This window comes from Parasphingomonas zepuensis (assembly GCF_036663735.1).
Taxonomy (GTDB): domain Bacteria; phylum Pseudomonadota; class Alphaproteobacteria; order Sphingomonadales; family Sphingomonadaceae; genus Sphingomonas.
Window position 1 is genome coordinate 407,254 of sequence record NZ_JAXOJO010000004.1, and the last position, 16,186, is coordinate 423,439.

The 16,186-nt window shown below is 65.5% G+C and carries 16 protein-coding genes; 11 read left to right on the top strand and 5 right to left on the bottom strand.

The annotated features are described in order from the left end of the window. The first annotated feature begins 6 nt into the window (after nucleotides 1-6). The 6 genes from U1769_RS17060 (at nucleotide 7) to U1769_RS17085 (ending at nucleotide 5,711) form a co-directional block, all read left to right on the top strand. Entirely contained in the window at nucleotides 7-1,599 is a 1,593-nt protein-coding gene (locus tag U1769_RS17060; protein WP_332718355.1) for a long-chain fatty acid--CoA ligase, read from the top strand. A 98-nt stretch (nucleotides 1,600-1,697) separates the two neighbouring features. Further along, nucleotides 1,698-2,426 carry a pyrimidine utilization protein B gene (gene rutB / locus U1769_RS17065; protein ID WP_332718357.1) on the top strand — a complete coding sequence of 243 codons (729 nt, stop codon included), beginning with the start codon at nucleotides 1,698-1,700 and terminating at the stop codon, nucleotides 2,424-2,426. 4 nt (nucleotides 2,427-2,430) lie between these two features. Next, complete coding sequence (gene rutC / locus U1769_RS17070; protein WP_332718359.1) at nucleotides 2,431-2,814, top strand: pyrimidine utilization protein C; 384 nt, start codon at nucleotides 2,431-2,433, stop codon at nucleotides 2,812-2,814. Next, nucleotides 2,814-3,587: a pyrimidine utilization protein D gene (rutD, locus tag U1769_RS17075; RefSeq protein ID WP_332718361.1), complete on the top strand. Its 774-nt coding sequence runs from the start codon at nucleotides 2,814-2,816 to the stop codon at nucleotides 3,585-3,587. Before rutC ends, rutD begins: the two co-directional genes overlap by 1 nt. Nucleotides 3,588-3,591: 4 nt before the next feature. Next, a complete protein-coding gene (rutA, locus tag U1769_RS17080; protein WP_332718363.1) occupies nucleotides 3,592-4,659 on the top strand; it encodes a pyrimidine utilization protein A in 1,068 nt (355 codons plus the stop codon). After that, a complete protein-coding gene (locus U1769_RS17085; RefSeq protein ID WP_332718365.1) occupies nucleotides 4,656-5,711 on the top strand; it encodes an SGNH/GDSL hydrolase family protein in 1,056 nt (351 codons plus the stop codon). Before rutA ends, U1769_RS17085 begins: the two co-directional genes overlap by 4 nt. A gap of 38 nt (nucleotides 5,712-5,749) precedes the next feature. On the opposite strand, the gene U1769_RS17090 is transcribed toward U1769_RS17085, so the two are convergent. Further along, the gene (locus tag U1769_RS17090) at nucleotides 5,750-6,835 is read right to left on the bottom strand and encodes a PA0069 family radical SAM protein (protein WP_332718367.1); all 1,086 of its coding nucleotides are present in this window, start codon (nucleotides 6,833-6,835) and stop codon (nucleotides 5,750-5,752) included. A gap of 62 nt (nucleotides 6,836-6,897) precedes the next feature. On the opposite strand from U1769_RS17090, the gene U1769_RS17095 reads away from it, so the two are divergent. Beyond that, nucleotides 6,898-7,242, top strand: a complete 345-nt coding sequence (locus tag U1769_RS17095) for a VOC family protein (RefSeq protein WP_332718369.1) — start codon at nucleotides 6,898-6,900, stop codon at nucleotides 7,240-7,242. 13 nt (nucleotides 7,243-7,255) lie between these two features. Here the strand turns inward: U1769_RS17095 and U1769_RS17100 are convergent, their stop codons facing one another. Continuing rightward, complete coding sequence (locus U1769_RS17100) at nucleotides 7,256-8,206, bottom strand: hypothetical protein (RefSeq protein WP_332718372.1); 951 nt, start codon at nucleotides 8,204-8,206, stop codon at nucleotides 7,256-7,258. A gap of 131 nt (nucleotides 8,207-8,337) precedes the next feature. Here U1769_RS17100 and U1769_RS17105 point away from each other — a divergent pair, with 131 nt between their 5' ends. Further along, nucleotides 8,338-8,850, top strand: a complete 513-nt coding sequence (locus tag U1769_RS17105) for a YbjN domain-containing protein (RefSeq protein ID WP_332718374.1) — start codon at nucleotides 8,338-8,340, stop codon at nucleotides 8,848-8,850. A gap of 30 nt (nucleotides 8,851-8,880) precedes the next feature. Here the strand turns inward: U1769_RS17105 and moaB are convergent, their stop codons facing one another. Genes moaB through U1769_RS17120 form a run of 3 tightly spaced genes read right to left on the bottom strand, consistent with a single transcriptional unit; the run spans nucleotide 8,881 to nucleotide 11,955 of the window. Beyond that, entirely contained in the window at nucleotides 8,881-9,408 is a 528-nt protein-coding gene (moaB, locus tag U1769_RS17110) for a molybdenum cofactor biosynthesis protein B (RefSeq protein ID WP_332718376.1), read from the bottom strand. After that, nucleotides 9,398-11,197: a lytic transglycosylase domain-containing protein gene (locus U1769_RS17115; RefSeq protein WP_332718378.1), complete on the bottom strand. Its 1,800-nt coding sequence runs from the start codon at nucleotides 11,195-11,197 to the stop codon at nucleotides 9,398-9,400. Before U1769_RS17115 ends, moaB begins: the two co-directional genes overlap by 11 nt. Next, nucleotides 11,194-11,955, bottom strand: a complete 762-nt coding sequence (locus U1769_RS17120) for a uracil-DNA glycosylase (RefSeq protein WP_332718380.1) — start codon at nucleotides 11,953-11,955, stop codon at nucleotides 11,194-11,196. Before U1769_RS17120 ends, U1769_RS17115 begins: the two co-directional genes overlap by 4 nt. A 116-nt stretch (nucleotides 11,956-12,071) precedes the next feature. Between U1769_RS17120 and U1769_RS17125 the strand changes: the two genes are divergently transcribed. The 3 genes from U1769_RS17125 to U1769_RS17135 are packed head-to-tail and all read left to right on the top strand — an operon-like array spanning nucleotide 12,072 to nucleotide 16,148. Beyond that, nucleotides 12,072-13,727 carry an electron transfer flavoprotein-ubiquinone oxidoreductase gene (locus tag U1769_RS17125; protein ID WP_332718383.1) on the top strand — a complete coding sequence of 552 codons (1,656 nt, stop codon included), beginning with the start codon at nucleotides 12,072-12,074 and terminating at the stop codon, nucleotides 13,725-13,727. Then, a complete protein-coding gene (locus U1769_RS17130; RefSeq protein ID WP_332718385.1) occupies nucleotides 13,696-15,324 on the top strand; it encodes a tetratricopeptide repeat protein in 1,629 nt (542 codons plus the stop codon). The genes U1769_RS17125 and U1769_RS17130 overlap by 32 nt, the downstream gene beginning before the upstream one ends. Continuing rightward, on the top strand, nucleotides 15,321-16,148 hold the full coding sequence (locus U1769_RS17135) for a 4-(cytidine 5'-diphospho)-2-C-methyl-D-erythritol kinase (protein ID WP_332718387.1): 828 nt from the start codon (nucleotides 15,321-15,323) through the stop codon (nucleotides 16,146-16,148). The genes U1769_RS17130 and U1769_RS17135 overlap by 4 nt, the downstream gene beginning before the upstream one ends. Nucleotides 16,149-16,186: the final 38 nt, after the last annotated feature.

The following is a 16,186-nucleotide window of genomic DNA, read 5'->3' on the forward strand; positions in this document are numbered from 1 at the left end:
GTGACGATGCTGGGCGGAATGCAGGATTTCGAGCTACGGGTTCCGCGGCTCCTTGAGCATGCCGAACGAGAGCATGGCGGGCGAGAGATCGTCAGCGTCTGGGCTGACGGGCGCGAGACGCGGACGACCTGGGCAGGCGTCGCGCGCGATGCCAGGAAACTCGCTCAAGCCCTTGAAAAAATGGACTGCAAGCCCGGCGAGCGGATCGCGACGCTCGGCATGAACCACAGCCGCCATCTGGTAGCCTGGTATGGTGCGATCGGCATGGGCGGAGTGATCCACACGATCAATCCGCGCCTGTTCGACGAGCAACTGGTCTATATCGCCAACCATGCCGAAGATCGCGTGCTGTTCTACGACAAGGCTTTCCAGCCGATCGTCGACCGGCTGAAGCCGCAATGGACCAGCATCCGTCATTCTGTCATGTTCGACGATGACGGCCCGGATGGGTTCGAGGCGCTGATCGCCCCGGAAGACGGCGATTACAGCTGGGTCGAGGGGCCGGAACGCGAGCCGTGCATGCTCTGCTACACCAGCGGCACGACCGGACATCCCAAGGGCGTGCTCTACGAGCACCGTTCCACCCTGATCCATGCGATGGCCGAGGTTGCGCCGGCGGTATTCAACCTGTCGTCGCGCTCGGTGGTGTTGCCGGTCGTGCCGATGTTCCACGCTGCCGCCTGGGGCTTGCCGTTCGCCGGCGCGCTGGCGGGCGCGAAATTCGTCTATTCGGCCGTCAACGATCCGGCGGTCCTGTGCCGCCTGATGAACGCGGAGAAAGTGACGCATTCGGCCGGCGTTCCGACGGTCTGGCTCGCGATGTTCCAGCACATGGACACGACCGGGGAAGTGCCGCGGCACCTCCAGCAGGTGACGATCGGAGGATCCGCGGCACCGCGGGCAATGATCGAGCGGATCATGAACATGGGCGTCACGGTCAAGCACCTCTGGGGCATGACCGAGACCTCGCCCATCGGCACCGCCGGCGCCCCGCCCGCGCATTGGGATGAACTGAGCCTTGGCGAGCAGCTCGATCATGTCTCGAAACAGGGCCAGATCCCGTTCGGGGTCGAGCTGCGGGTAGTCGACGATAATGATGTGGTCCTGCCCCGTGACGGGCTCAGCTCGGGCCGTCTCCAGATCCGCGGTCCCTGGGTCATCAAGCGCTATTTCAAGGCCGATGCCGATGCGGTGGATGCCGAGAACTGGTTCGATACTGGCGACGTCGCCGTGCTCCATCCCGACGGCACGATGCAGATCACCGATCGCGCGAAGGATGTGATCAAGTCCGGCGGTGAGTGGATCAGCTCGGTCGACCTGGAAAATGCGGCCGTTGGTTGCCCCGGTGTAGCGGAGGCGGCTGCGATCGGCATCTATCACCCCAAATGGGACGAACGGCCGCTGTTGCTGGTCGTGCGCAAGCCCGACAGCCCGGTGACGCCAGACGAGATCACCGCGCACCTGGCCAATCACGTCGCGAAATGGTGGCTGCCCGACGAGATTCTGTTCGTCGACGATCTGCCCCATACCGCGACCGGCAAGCTGTTGAAGACCGCGCTGCGCGCTCGGTTCAAGGATCACAAGCTCGCCGCGGCGTGACCCGGATTGGGTCGGCTGGTCGGCGCTCGGGCCGGCCACGGGTTGCGGGTGCCACCCGACTGGTTCAGGTTGCGAGGCTTGGTTCATGGAGTTGATGCGTGGCTGACGAGGGGGAAGCGGTTCGGGTCGGAAGTGCGGCGGATGCGGTAACGCTGCCGGCGCGGCCCGAGGCGCTACGCCTCTCCCCGCGCGAAACCGCGGTCGTCGTGATCGACATGCAGAATGCCTATGCTTCGCCCGGCGGCTATGTCGATCAGGCCGGGTTCGACATTTCGGGTGCTACCGGGACGATCGGCAAGATCGCGACCGTGCTCGATACCGCGCGGCGCGCCGGTGTGCAGGTGATCTATCTGCAGAATGGATGGGATCAGGATTATGTCGAGGCGGGTGGGCCGGGATCGCCCAACTGGCACAAGTCCAATGCGCTGAAGACGATGCGCAAGCGCCCGGAACTGGCCGGCACGCTGCTCGCGCGCGGAAGTTGGGATTATGAGCTGGTCGACGGCCTGAAACCGCAGCCGGGCGACATCAGCCTGCACAAGACGCGCTATTCGGCCTTCTTCAACTCACAGCTCGATAGCACGCTGCGCGCGCGCGGCATCCGAACCATTGTCTTCGTCGGCATCGCGACCAATGTCTGCGTCGAATCCACGCTGCGCGACGGTTTCCACCTCGAATATTTCGGTGTGATGCTTGAGGACGCGACTCACCATCTCGGCGCCGATTCGATGCAGCAGGCGACCGTCTACAATGTCGAGAAATTCTTCGGCTGGGTTTCCACCGTCGCTGATTTCTGCGGCAGCTTCGGCCAGAGCCCCAGGGAGTAGCATAATGCCGTTCGAACCGATCAATCCGCCGCAATTCCCGACCCCGATCGCACCTTATTCGGCCGGCGCCAGGGCAGGAAACACCGTTTACGTCTCCGGCGTGCTGGCGCTGGGCGAGGGTGGTGCCGTGCTCCATGTCGGGGATGCCGCGGCGCAGACGCGCCATGTGCTAGACGTCATCCGGATCACGCTCGAGGCGGCCGGGGCGACGCTGGCGGACGTCGCGATGAACCACATCTTCCTGAAGGACCTCGCCGATTACGCCGCGTTCAACGGGGTCTATGCCGAATATTTTCCGGGTGCCAAACCGGCACGCTATTGCGTGAGATGCGATCTGGTGAAGCCCGACTGCCTGGTTGAGATCGCCAGCGTGGCGCATATCGGTTGATGCCCAAGGCAGCCGGGCTCTGGTATGAATGGCATGGACCCGATGATGGCGAGGTCGTCATTCTGTCGCCCGGCATGGGCGGCTTGGCTGGCTATTGGGCGCCCAATCTTCCCGCACTAAGCGCCGATCATAGGGTCCTGCTCTACGATCATCGCGGGACCGGCCGCAGCGATGGCCTGCCGCCCGGTGCGGTAACGATCCGGACGATGGCTGAAGACGTGTTGGCCTTGCTCGAAGAGCTAGGCATTGCGCAGGCCCATTTCATTGGCCACGCGCTTGGCGGGCTGATCGGTCTGGACCTGGCCCAGGCATCGTCCGTGATCGACAAGCTCGTCGTCGTCAACGGCTGGGCTACGCTCGACCCACATTTCGCGCGGTGCTTCGAGACGCGCCTCGCGTTGCTCCACGGCAGCGGGGCAGCTGCCTATGTCCGCGCCCAGCCGATCTTCCTCTATCCCGCCAACTGGATTTCGCAGAACAGCGCTCTGCTGGATGCCGAGGGAGCGCACCAGCTCGCGCACTTCCCTTCCAAGGAAACCCTCGAAAAGCGGATCGGTGCAGCCAGGGTCTTCGAACTGTCTGGCGAAGTGAGGGCAGATATTCTCCTGCTCGCGTCGGAAGACGACATGCTGGTGCCGTCCAACTGCTCGAAGCAACTCGCCGAGCGCCTGCCCGGCGCTAGCCTCGCGACAATGCAATGGGGCGGGCACGCCTGCAACGTCACGGATCCGGTGACCTTCAATCACCTCGTGCTCGATTTTCTGGGGAGCTAAGCACATGCAAGTCGGCGTTTTCGTGCCCATCAACAATAATGGCTGGCTGATCTCGGAGAATGCCCCGCAGTACAAGCCGAGCTTCGATCTCAACAAGGAGATCGCGCTGAGCGCCGAAAAATACGGCCTCGATTTCCTGCTCTCGATGATCAAGCTGCGCGGCTTCGGCGGAAAGACCGAGTTTTGGGAATACGGGCTTGAGAGCTTCACGCTGATGGCCGGCCTCGCTGCGGTGACGAGCAAGATCAAGATCTACGCGACCTGCCCGACGCTCGTCATCCCGCCCGCCTTCGCCGCACGCATGTGCAACACGATCGATTCGATCAGCCATGGGCGGTTCGGGCTGAACCTGATCACCGGCTGGCAACGGCCCGAATATAGCCAGATGGGCCTGTGGCCCGGCGACGAGCATTTCCGCAATCGTTACCAAATGTTGGACGAATATGCTGGCATCCTGCGCGAGCTCTGGGGGACCGGCGTATCGGACTTCAAGGGCGATTATTACCAGATGGACGATTGCCGCGTGCGACCGACGCCGACCGGCGACATGAAGATCATCTGCGCCGGCTCGTCGGACGAGGGGCTCGCCTTCTCGGCCAAATGGGCGGACTATGCCTTTTGCCTCGGCAAGGGCGTCAACACGCCCAAGGCCTTCTCTTCCAACAATGATCGCCTCGCCGCCGCGACCGCAAAGACGGGCAGGGACGTGTCGGTCTTCGTCCTCATCATGATCATCGCCGCCGAGACCGACGAGGAGGCGATGGCCAAATGGAAATCCTATAATGACGGCGTCGATCTTGAGGCGATCGCCTGGCTCGCCGATCAGGGCGCGGCGGACAAGCACAACGCCACCACCAATGTCCGCCAGCTCGCCGCGCCCGAAGGCGCGGTGAATATCAATATGGGCACGTTGGTCGGCAGCTATGAGAGCGTCGCACGCATGCTCGACGAGATGGCCGAGGTGCCCAACACCGGCGGCGTGCTGCTGACCTTCGACGACTTCATCGAGGGCGTCGAGAAGTTCGGCACCCGCATCCAGCCGTTGATGAAGTGCCGCGTCGGCAAGGTGTGACGGTCCGGGCTCTGCTGGCCGTCGCCTTGCTGGCGACGACGCCGGCCAGTGCATCCGCGGATCGACCGGCGCGGATTCCGGTCTATGTGGGCGGGCGAGTCGAGGCCCGGAGCGACGGATCGATGCGGTTCGGCTGGCCGGGCGTGTACTTCGAGGGGCGCTTCAGGGGCACCGGCCTGAAGGTCGCCCTTCTGAATGGGTCGGATCGCCTGCGCCTGCTGATCGACGGCGTGGAGGAGCGGCGATTCGAGCGCGCCGGTCGGATCGATGCCGTGATCACTGGCCTGGCGAATGGCGAACATCGCTTCAGGCTCGAAAAACTGACGGAAACACAGGCCGGCAGCAGCATTTTGCTTGGTTTCTACCCACTGACCGGCGGCCAGCCGCTGCCGCCCGGTCGCGTGACCGGCCGGCAGATCGAGTTCATCGGCGATTCCTACACGGTGGGCTATGGCAACAGTGCGCCCGGCCGCACCTGCACTCAGGCCGAAATCCATGCCACCACCGATACGCAACGGGCCTTCGGCCCGGTCGTCGCGCGGCACTTTGGCGCCGAATATCGCATCAACGCCTATTCGGGCTTCGGGATCGTCCGCAACTATGGCGGCACGCGTCCCGGCGAGAGCATGCCGGGTCTGTATCCCCGCCTGATTCCCAGCGACCCGGTGCCGGTGGAGGTGGCGCGAGGCAAATGGCGCCCGCGGATCATCGTCATCAATCTCGGCACGAACGATTTTTCCACGCCGCTTCACGCTGGCGAGCACTGGCCCGATCAGGCGGCGCTCCACGCCGATTACCGGACGCGCTATATCGCCTTCGCGCGCGGCCTGATGGCGCAGCAGCCCCAGGCGCGACTGATCCTGATGGCGTCGGACGGGTTCTTCGCTGACGTCGCGCAAGTCGAGGCCGCGCTGAACCGTACGGCCCCTCGGGTCTCCACCGTTCATTACGGCGGTCTCGACCGTCTCGGTTGCGACTCGCACCCCTCCCTCAAGGACCACGAGCGTCTCGCCCGCCTGCTCCAGCCAGAGATCGAGCCCATCCGCTGGTAGGAGCGGGTCCGGACCAATGGACTCCCTGAGCGACCGCGTCAGCCGAACAGGTCGCCCTGGCGGCCCGGCGGCGGCCGGAAAAGGTCGGTGCGCAGTGGTTTCCACTCCCGGATCAGGTTGTGCTTGCGGCAGGCGATCTTGAAGCGGGTCCTGAGCAATTCCGCCCAGGGCCCGCTGCCACGCATGCGACTGTGGAACTGCGGGTCATTGTCGCGCCCGCCGCGGATCGACTGGATCGTCGCCATCACTTTGCCCGCACGATCGGGGAAATGCGCGTCGAGCCAGGCCCTGAACAAGGGCGCGACTTCATAGGGCAGGCGCACGGGCAGGAAGGTCACGCCGTGCGCGCCGGCCTCGGCCGCCCGCTCGACCAGATGCTCGAGCTCGTGATCGGTGATGGCCGGAATGACTGGCGCGATCGAGACATAGGTCGGGATACCCGCCGCGACGAGCTTGCGCACCGCAGCAAGTCGGCGTTCTGGTGCAGGCGCGCGGGGCTCCACTGTCATGGCGATGCGCGGTTCCAGCGACGTTATCGAAACAGCGACCGCCGCAAGCCCCTTAGCCGCCATCGGCGCGAGCAGATCGATGTCACGCGTCACCCGATCGGACTTGGTCGTGATGGTCAGCGGATGGCCGGTTTCGGCCAGCACTTCGATACATTGCCGGGTGATCCGCCAGTCCGCTTCGATCGGTTGGTAGGGATCGGTGTTGGTGCCGAACGCGATCGGCCGCACGACATAGCCGCGTTTCGCCAGCTCGGTGCGGAGCAGCGCCGCTGCATCGGGCTTGGCGAACAGCCGGCTTTCGAAATCCAGACCCGGCGACAGATCGTGGAAAGCATGGGTCGGCCGCGCGAAGCAATAGATGCAGCCATGCTCGCACCCGCGATAGGGATTGATCGATCGATCGAAGCCGATATCGGGCGACGTGTTTCGCGTGATGATCGTGCGGGGCCGCTCAACCGTGACGGTAGTGCGCAATGGCGGGGGCCCTTCGTCGACCACATCGCGATCGTCCAGCCAGTCGCCATCGGCCGCACGCTCCGGAAGATTGAACCTCGCGCTCTCCTGGTTCAGCGTCGCGCCGCGGACGGGGCGGGATTTTGTCCCGGATTTTATCATTGACTCGATGTAGCGGAACGAAGAGAACATAGCAAGAACATCAATGATCGTGGAGTCTTCCTATGGCCCGCTTCAACTATCTCGAACTGCCGGTGCGCGATGTCCCGGTCGCCAAGGCATTCTATGCAGCGGCCTTTGGCTGGACCTTTACCGATTTCGGGCCGGACTATGCCTCGACGATGACCGGCGACACCGATCTGGGCCTCAATGGCGATGCGGAGCAGTCAACGGCGCAGTTGTTGCCGGTGATCGAGGTTGACGATCTCGAAGCCGCCGAACAGGCTGTGCGCGACGCCGGCGGCGAGATCACGCTGCCGATCTTTGGCTTCCCGGGCGGGCGGCGCTTCCACTTTCGCGATCCGGCCGGCCATGAACTCGCCGCGATGAAGTCGGACGCCCAAGCCTAGATGCGGGAGGACGTCACAGCGCGATGCTGGTGCCGCTCTCTTCCGCGATGAACGCCAGCAGCGCCTTTTCCAGCGGATCGAGTGTGGCGTCGGCGTCGATCTTTTCCTTGAGCCATGCCAGTTCATCGGGGGCGATGGCCCGATCCAGGGCGACGGCAGCGTCATGATCTTCCGGGGCCGTCGTCGCGCCGAACAGGTTGCGGAACCCCTCGGAGAGGCCTGCCCGGCCCATCCGACCGAAAAAGCCGCCGACTCCGATTTGCGTATCGTTCATGAAGGCGTCCAGCCTGGCGGCCTGTTCGCGGGCGAGGGGGCGATAGTCGTTATGGGCCATCAGATGATTGCCGACAGCCTGCACGAACAGGGTCTGCCATTCGGGCGCGTTGGTATTGGAAAGGGTGGCGTCCTTGACGCGGAACAGCATGTCGGCCTCGGCGCGGCTGATTGCGGCCGGGCCATCACTTGCCTGGGCGAACAGCAGTCGGCGCAGCAGCTTTACTTCCGTGGCGTTGATCGAGCCCGCGTCGAGCGAGCCGCCGTCGCGGGTCGGGCCGGTGCCGGACAGGACGATCGTCTCGATCTGACGCAGCGCGTAACTCTTGAGCGAGTCCGGCACATTGGTCGCGTCCTCGAGAATCTTCACCAACACTTCCAGCTCGCCGAGCGAATCTACCCGGCCGTCAAGATCGATCCTGCTCATCAGCCAGGCGGCCTTGGCATCGTCGACATAACCAAGCGGAGCCTGTTGGCGGACGACATAGGTGCTGATCGCTTCGACGAAGAAATCGACCCACTCGCGCGATGTGTTTCTCACATTGGTGTTGAGATCGAAGATCGCATCGGCCTCCGCCGCATCGATCCTGCCGTCGGGCCAGGCGATACGGCGCATGGTGAGCGTGTCCTGGGCGTCTATCGTCGCCTTGGCTTTCAGCGTGGCAGTGAGAGCGGAGATCGGCGCGGTCATCGAAAAATGCCCCTTGATGGAAAGGGCACGATAACCGCGGACATTTAACAGCCGCTTACGTTAACGAGTAGTCATTGTGGCAGACGCTAGGCGCGGCCTAGGTTGAACATCCTGAAACGGGGAGAGTTACCATGTGGATCCGGGCATTGGCCGCCGTCGCGGCTGTTTCGATGGCGAGTGCCGGCACGGCCGCCGACAGAGTCGTCGACGTCACGAGCGTTGCCGGCGTCGCAGCGCTCCTGCGGGAAGCCGGGTACAAGGCGGAGATCAAGAAGGATAAGCAGGGCGAAGGTTATATCGAGAGCGGCGCCAATGGCGGTGTATTCCAGGTGATATTCTACGGGTGCACCAACGATAAGGGATGCAACTCCTTCGAATTCTACAGCTGGTACAAGAAGGAACCTTATTTCTCGACTGACATGGCCAACGAGTGGAACTTGCAGAAGCGCTTCCTCAAGATCGCGATCGACAAGGACGGGGACGTGTCCGAATATCTGTACGTCTCCGCGCTCGGCGGCATGACCTATGAGAATTTCAAGGACTATATCGAGTGGTATAGCTCGATGGACGCGGCACTCGGCAAGTTCCTGGACGAGAAGCGTGTGGCGGCGGAAGGTGGCAAGTCCACCGGCCCCACGACATAGGCTGTTGGCGCTGGCAGTTACCCTGAGGCCTTAACGTTCCATCAGCCGCGGCATCAGCTCGACGAAGTTGCAGGGCCGGTGCCGGCTGTCGAGCTGGTCCTTCAATATGCCGTCCCAGCCATCCTTCACCGCGCCGGTCGATCCGGGAAGGGCGAAGATGTAGGTCCCCTGCGTCACGCAGGCGCAGGCGCGCGACTGGATCGTCGACGTGCCGATCGTCCGATAGCTGAGCCAGCGGAACAGCTCGCCGAAACCCGGGATCGGCTTGTCCTGCACCTGCTCGATAGCCTCGGGCGTAACGTCGCGGCCGGTCACCCCAGTGCCCCCGGTGGTGATGATGCAATCCACCAGCGGATCTTGGATCCAGGCGCGCAGGCGGCTGACGATCGTCGGAACGTCGTCGGCGACAAGCGCGCGGTCGGCCAGGATATGGCCTGCCGCGCTCAGGCGGTCGACCAGCGTGTCGCCGGACCGGTCGTCGGCCAGCGTGCGGGTGTCGGAAACCGTGAGCACCGCGATCCTGACCGGCAGGAACGCGGCATTGTCGTCAATTGGCACTGGCGACCGATGTCGGGATCGATACCGAGCTCAGCGCATTGGGATTGAGCGCGCTTGAGCTGAGCCGCACTGCGCTCGCGCCCGGCATGCCGGGGAAGCGGGGCCACATGCCCTGCGACAAAGCGGATCGGCTGGGCGAACCCGCCCGGCCGTTCTGCGCCTCATATACCCAATAGTTACGCAGGACCGTGGTGACATAGCCGCGCGTCTCCCAGAAGGGGATCGATTCGATGTAGAGCAGCGGATCGCCGCCGTCGCGCGCCTGCAGGTTCCACGCCTGCACCGGAACCGGGCCGGCATTATAAGCGGCGATCACCTTGGGCAGCAGCCCGCCGGTGCTCGGCTGATCGCGCAGCTGCTCGAGATAGCTTTGCCCGACCTCCATATTGGTGCCGGGATTGGACAGGGCGCTACGATCGAAGATCCGGCCCTGCTTGCGCGCGATGTCGGTCGCGGCACCGGGACGGACCTGCATCAGGCCGTAAGCGCCCGCTGAACTGACGACGTCGGTACGGAAGCGCGATTCCTGCAGGGTGTGGGCGAAGACCAGGGCCTTGTCCACGCGCCATCCGCCATCCGGCGTCCAGTTCGGCGAGGGGAAGCGCGCCTCGACTGGCGGCGTCGCACCGACCGGCCCGTTATGCGACAGCCAGACCAAGGTGCTGGGCAGGTTGAGCGCGCCTGCGAGCCGGACGAGCGAGGAGAAGTCCGCCGTGTCGCCGATCCGAGCCTGCTGGCGGATCACCTCGTCAGCAAGGCCGTTCTCGCCGATCTCGACCAACGCCGCGGCCACGCGGATATTGGGGCGGCGGGCCAGCGCCTGCCAGTCGCTCGCGAGAACCTTCTCGGTCGGATGGGTGGCCGGATCGCGGATGCCGAGGGTTTGCCGCGCGAGCAGGCCGTAGAAGGTCTCGCGATACTGCGCGGCGTTCTTCAGCCGGGCCTCGACCAGATCGGGACGGCCGCACTGCATGTCCGCACGCGATGCCCAGTATAGCCCGGCCGACCGCATATCGACGTCGCTCGCCCGGGCGGCGACCGACTGGAAATCGCGGCCGGCAGCGGCGCAGTCGCGCTGGCGCCACGCGGCAAGCGCGCCGACCCAGCTTGCCTGGACCGCCCAGTCGCCCGAACCGCGCGCGGCCTTGGCCGCCATGGTCCGGGCATTGTCGTCGTCGCCCGAGAGGAAATAGATCCAGGCTACCTTCTGCGTCCATTCGGTCAGCGCTTCGGGTGACAAGCCGTAGGTCGAATCGAGCAATGCCTGGGCGCTCGGCCCGTCATCCGCCTTGACGAAGGGCTGCATCTTGATCGCAAGTTCCGCCGCCGACATGTCGCTGCGAATGCTCTTGGCGCGCAGCCGTGCCGGGGCACCGTCGATCCAGGTGAGCCGGCGCGCCTCTGGCAGCGGTGGCAGGCCGACCGCGCCGCGCGAGCTGGCCATGGTGGCGATCTGCTGTGCCTGGGGCAGCTCCGGCGCTTCGCTGAGCAGCTTCATCAGCGGATCGAGCTCAGCCTTGGGCGAGCCCTTGGCCGTCAGCAGTTCGGCGCGCGCGATCGCGTGGAGCGGGCCCGGCTTCATCGAATCGAGCTGGATCTGCGCATCGAGCCATTTCTGGTCGCGGATGCTCCGGAACACCGCACGATAGCCAGCGCGCTGCTCGGCATCGAGCTGGTCTGGAACGATGCGTCCGGCAGATGTCGGGCCGACACGCTGCGCATCGGCGGCGTGCGCAGCGCCGAGCGGAATTAGCGCCAGGCTGCAGGCGAGAATGAATTTCGTGGTCACGTCACCGGATCCCCGATCAACATCTGCAAATCTTTCCAGGCTTCCGCCTTTTGCGCCGGCCGTTCGATCAGGAAGCGCGGATGGAAGCTTGCTACCGCCTGTACCTCGATATCCGGGCCGATTCCAGTTACTTGTCCTCGACCCAGGCTAACAGTGTGTAAACGGCCGCGGGCGCGTGTCGCATCGGCGCCGAGCAGCGCCCGGGTCGGCGCGTTGCCAAGCAGGAGCACGCGCCGGGGTTCGGCGAGCATCACATGATGGCGCGTAACCTCGTTCAGCCTGTCCTCGATCTCGGGCGCGATCCGCCCTGCCACCGGGCGCGAGGCGCAGACCGGCACGAGATAGACCGAATCCCGATCCCGCCCGATCGCCGCCAGCATCCGGTCGAACAGCCGTCCGGCCGGGCCGCTCATCAGGATGCCGCTATCGGCATCCTCGCGCTCGGGCAGGTCGATCAAAATCATGATGTCGGAAGAGGCAGGCCCTTGCGCCGTGATCGGGCGCCCCGGCCAGCCCGCTTCGGGGGCCTCGGGCCCGGTGCGCCACGCTTCGAACGCGGAAAGCGTCGCCGGCAGCGGGGCGACGACAGGCGCCGCTGCCGCTACGGCTTGCCCGCGCGCGGGCGGTTTTGGCGGTTCTACAGCGGCCAGCCAGTCCCGCGGGGCCTCGTCGATCGACGCATCCACGCCGGCCTCGCGCCACCACTCAAGCGCGCTTGCCGCCGCCGTCCGCCAATCGATATGCTGGTCTGCCCCCATGATGTTCCTATAGAGTCGTGTGTTGACGGCGCGGTCAATTCGCTGGCACCGCTGATTGGACAGGACGTTGCTGTGGCGCGACGAGAGCGCCCACTTCGCCCCTATTGGAGACGATCATGAGCGAACGCGAGTCCATGCCCTATGACGTCGTGATCGTCGGCGCGGGCCCCGCAGGCCTGTCGGCGGCGATCCGGCTGAAGCAAATGGCGGCCGAAAAAGGCAGCGAAATCTCGGTCTGCGTGCTCGAAAAGGGCTCGGAGGTCGGGGCGCATATCCTGTCCGGTGCCGTGGTCGATCCCAAGGGGCTCGACGAACTGATCCCGGACTGGCGCGACAAGGGCTGCCCGCTGGCCGAAGTGCCCGTCACGGACAACCAGCACTGGATCCTGACGAAAAAGAAGAAGTTCGGCCTGCCGCATTTCCTCACGCCGCCCTTCATGCACAACAAGGGCACCTACACCGGCTCGCTCGGCAATCTCTGCCGCTGGCTCGCTGGCCAGGCCGAAGAGCTTGGCGTCGAGATATTCCCGGGCTTTGCTGCGGCGGAAGTGCTGTTCAACGAGGATGGATCGGTCAAGGGCGTCGCCACCGGCGACATGGGCGTGGCGCGCGACGGCACGCACAAGCCCGATTACACGCCGGGGCTCGAGCTCCACGCGAAATACACCTTCCTGGGCGAAGGCGTGCGCGGGCACCTGACCAAGGAACTGATCCGCACCTTCGATCTGGCGAAAGACGCGCAACCGCAGGTCTACGGCCTCGGCGTCAAGGAATTGTGGGACATCAAGCCCGAGCATCATGTGCCGGGCCAGGTCATTCACACCCAGGGCTGGCCGTTGACCGAAGGGGCGAGCGGCGGCGGTTTCTTCTATCACCAGGCGAACGGGCAGGTCGCGATCGGTTTCGTCACCTGGCTCAACTACACCAACCCCTATCTTTCGCCCTTCCAGGAAATGCAGCGCTGGAAGACTCATCCAGCGATCGCCGCCATGCTGGAAGGCGGCAAGCGTGTCTCCTACGGTGCCCGCGCGATCAGCGACGGCGGGCTGCAATCGGTCCCGAAGCTGGTGTTCCCTGGTGGCGCGCTGATTGGGGATTCGGCCGGCTTCCTCAACGTGCCCCGGATCAAGGGCAGCCATACCGCCGTGAAGAGCGGCATGATGGCGGCCGACGCAGCATTCGACGCGATCCAGGCGGGCCGCGCGAGCGACGAGTTGACCGCCTATCCGGAGGCGTTCGAGCGGAGCTGGGTGCGCAAGGAACTGTCCGTCGTCCGCAACGTCGTGCCGCTGGTGAAGACCTTCGGCGATTTCATCGGCTCCGGCCTTGCCGGGATCACCATGTGGCTCGAGCATTTCGGCGTGAAGCTGCCGTTCACGCTCAAACATCATCCCGATAACGAGAGCCTGTGGCGCAAGGATCAGGTCCAGAAGATCGATTATCCCAAGCCCGACGGCGTGCTGACCTTCGACCGGCTTTCGTCGGTGTTCCTGTCGAACACCAATCACGAGGAGGACCAGCCGGTCCATCTGACGCTCAAGGACGCTACCATCCCGGTCGCCTATGATCTGCCGATGTATGACGAGCCGGCGCAGCGTTACTGCCCGGCCGGCGTGTACGAGATCGTCGGCGAGGATACCGGCGATCCGAAGTTCGTGATCAACGCGCAGAATTGCGTCCACTGCAAGACGTGCGACATCAAGGATCCCACCCAGAACATCAACTGGGTCGTGCCCGAGGGTGGCGGGGGGCCGAACTATCCGAACATGTGATCGCCTCCTGCTAATCGCACTGGCGCTTGGCAGCGCGACGCCGGCCTGGGCGGATCGTGGTTCGGACGATCTCGCTGCCTATGCGCGGGCGCGTGCCGCGGACGGGGACGGCCGGGTCGAACAGGCCGCGGCCGGCTATGCCGCGGCGCTGACGAGCGCGCCCGGCAATCTCGATATTGCCCGGCGCGCCTATCGCGAGGCGCTCGAGGCTGGCGACGATGCGCTCGCCGACCGGGCCATCGTCACGCTGGATGCCGCGCGTGCCGCGCCGCCCGATGCATTGCTGTTCAGCTACGCGCGGGCGCTGCGTGCCGGCGACACGGCGGCTGCCGCCAAAATCCTGGCGCGTATCGGGGGCGGGCCGTTCGATTTCGTCGCGAACCTGCTTGGGGCCTGGTCCGCGCTCGACGCTGGCGGCGATCCCGTCGCGAAGCTCAGCGCGGCCAGGGCCGATCCCGTCGCACGCCGCTACGCCGCGGAAAACCGCGCGCTGCTGCTCATCGCCACCGGCAGGATCGCTGAGGGCGTGATCGCGCTCCAGGCGCTGCTCGGTGCCGACCGGGCCAGCCTCGATCTGCGGCTCAACGCGGCACAATTGCTCGCCGGGAAGGGCAGGGCCGATATCGCTGTTGCCCTGCTGACCGGAAACGACGCCACCGTAGTCGCGCTGCGTCGGACGATCGGCGAAGGCGTGCCGCCATCGAGCGCCTTCGGGGTGTCACGCCTGTTCGAGCGCCTTGCAGCCGATCTTTCCGATGGCGATCCGTCGCCGATTGTCACCGCGCTGCTGCGGGCGTCGCTGCGGCTCGATCCGGCCAATGATCGTGCGCGAATCCGGCTTGCTCAGGCGCTGGCGCGCGGCGGCGCGAGCGAGCGCGCCCTGGCGGTGCTCGGCGACGTCCAGCCCGCCAGCCCCTTCCATGAATCTGCGCTGCAGGCACGTGTGGCGGTGCTAAGCGGCGCCGGCGAGGCATCGGGCGCCCTGGCGGCGGCGACGATGTTGTCCGATCGCCAGGACGCCACGAGCGCGGATGCCGCCCGCGTCGGCGACCTGCTGATAACCGCGGGCCGGTTCGACGAGGCAGGACGCGCTTATCGGCTGGCGATCAAGCGTGCGGGCGGTGATCCTCCCTGGACGCTGTATCTGCAGCTCGGCAGCGCGCTGGACCAGGCGGGGCGCTGGCCAGAGGCGCGCAAGGCGCTCGAACGCGCCGTCGCGCTGGGCCCCGAGGAGCCGGTCGCGCTCAATTATCTCGGCTATGCCCGGCTCGAACATGGCGAGGATGTCGCGACCTCGATTGCGTTGCTGGAAAAGGCCAACGCCCTCCAGCCGGGAGACGCATCGATCATCGATTCGCTTGCCTGGGCCTATTTCAGGCGCGGCGATGCGCAGCGGGCGATGCCGATGCTCGAACTCGCCGCACGCGGCCAGCCCGCCAATGCGACGATCGCCGAGCATCTCGGCGACGTCTATTGGTCGATCGGTCGCCGCTACGAGGCACGCTATGCCTGGCGGGCCGCGGCGATCGTCGCCGATACGGCTGATGGTACGCGCCTTGCCGCCAAGATCGCCAACGGGCTACGCGGCACACCGTGATCGTCGAACAGGCTCCGGCCAAGATCAATCTGGCGCTGCACGTCCGCTCGCGACGAGACGACGGCTATCATGAGATCGAGACGCTGTTCGCCTTCCTGCGCGATGGCGACGAGATCCGGCTCGCCCCCGGCGCAGCCGCTTTCGCCATCGAGGGCCCGTTTGCCGGGGCACTGGCCGGCGAAGGCGATAATCTCGTCACTCGCGCCGCCGCAGCCTATACCGCCGCTTTCTCCATCCCGGCCGACGGCAGCATCACGCTCGTGAAGCGGTTGCCGGTGGCATCCGGCATCGGTGGCGGATCTGCGGATGCGGCTGCGGTCCTGCGCGCGCTGGCGCGGCGGGACGGCATCGCGCTGGATGATCCGCGCCTGTTCGCCATCGCCGATGCGCTCGGCTCCGACGTGCCCGCCTGTCTGTTCGGCCGCAGCGCGGTCGGGCGGGGCAGGGGTGAACGGCTCGAGCCGCTCGACGGGCTGGCCGGCACGCCGGTACTGCTCGTCAATCCAGGTGTCGCGGTATCGACCGCGGCAGTCTTCGCCGCCTGGGATCGCACGGATCGGGGGGCGATCGGGCAGGGGCCGCTGCTCGACCGTGCCCTGAACGGGCGTAACGATCTCGAAGCGCCGGCCCGCGCCATCGCGCCGGTGATCGGCGAAGCGCTCGCTTTCCTTCGGGAAGGCCGTCCGGCAACGCTGGTTCGCATGTCTGGGTCCGGCGCGACCTGCTTCGCCCTGTACGATCGCGAGGCCGACCGCGCCGCTGCGGCGCAGGCGATCCGCACTGCTCGCCCCGGCTGGTGGTGCCTCGAATCTACGCTCGCATGACGATATGTCGCCGCGCGCTGGGGCTGCACCGGACTGAC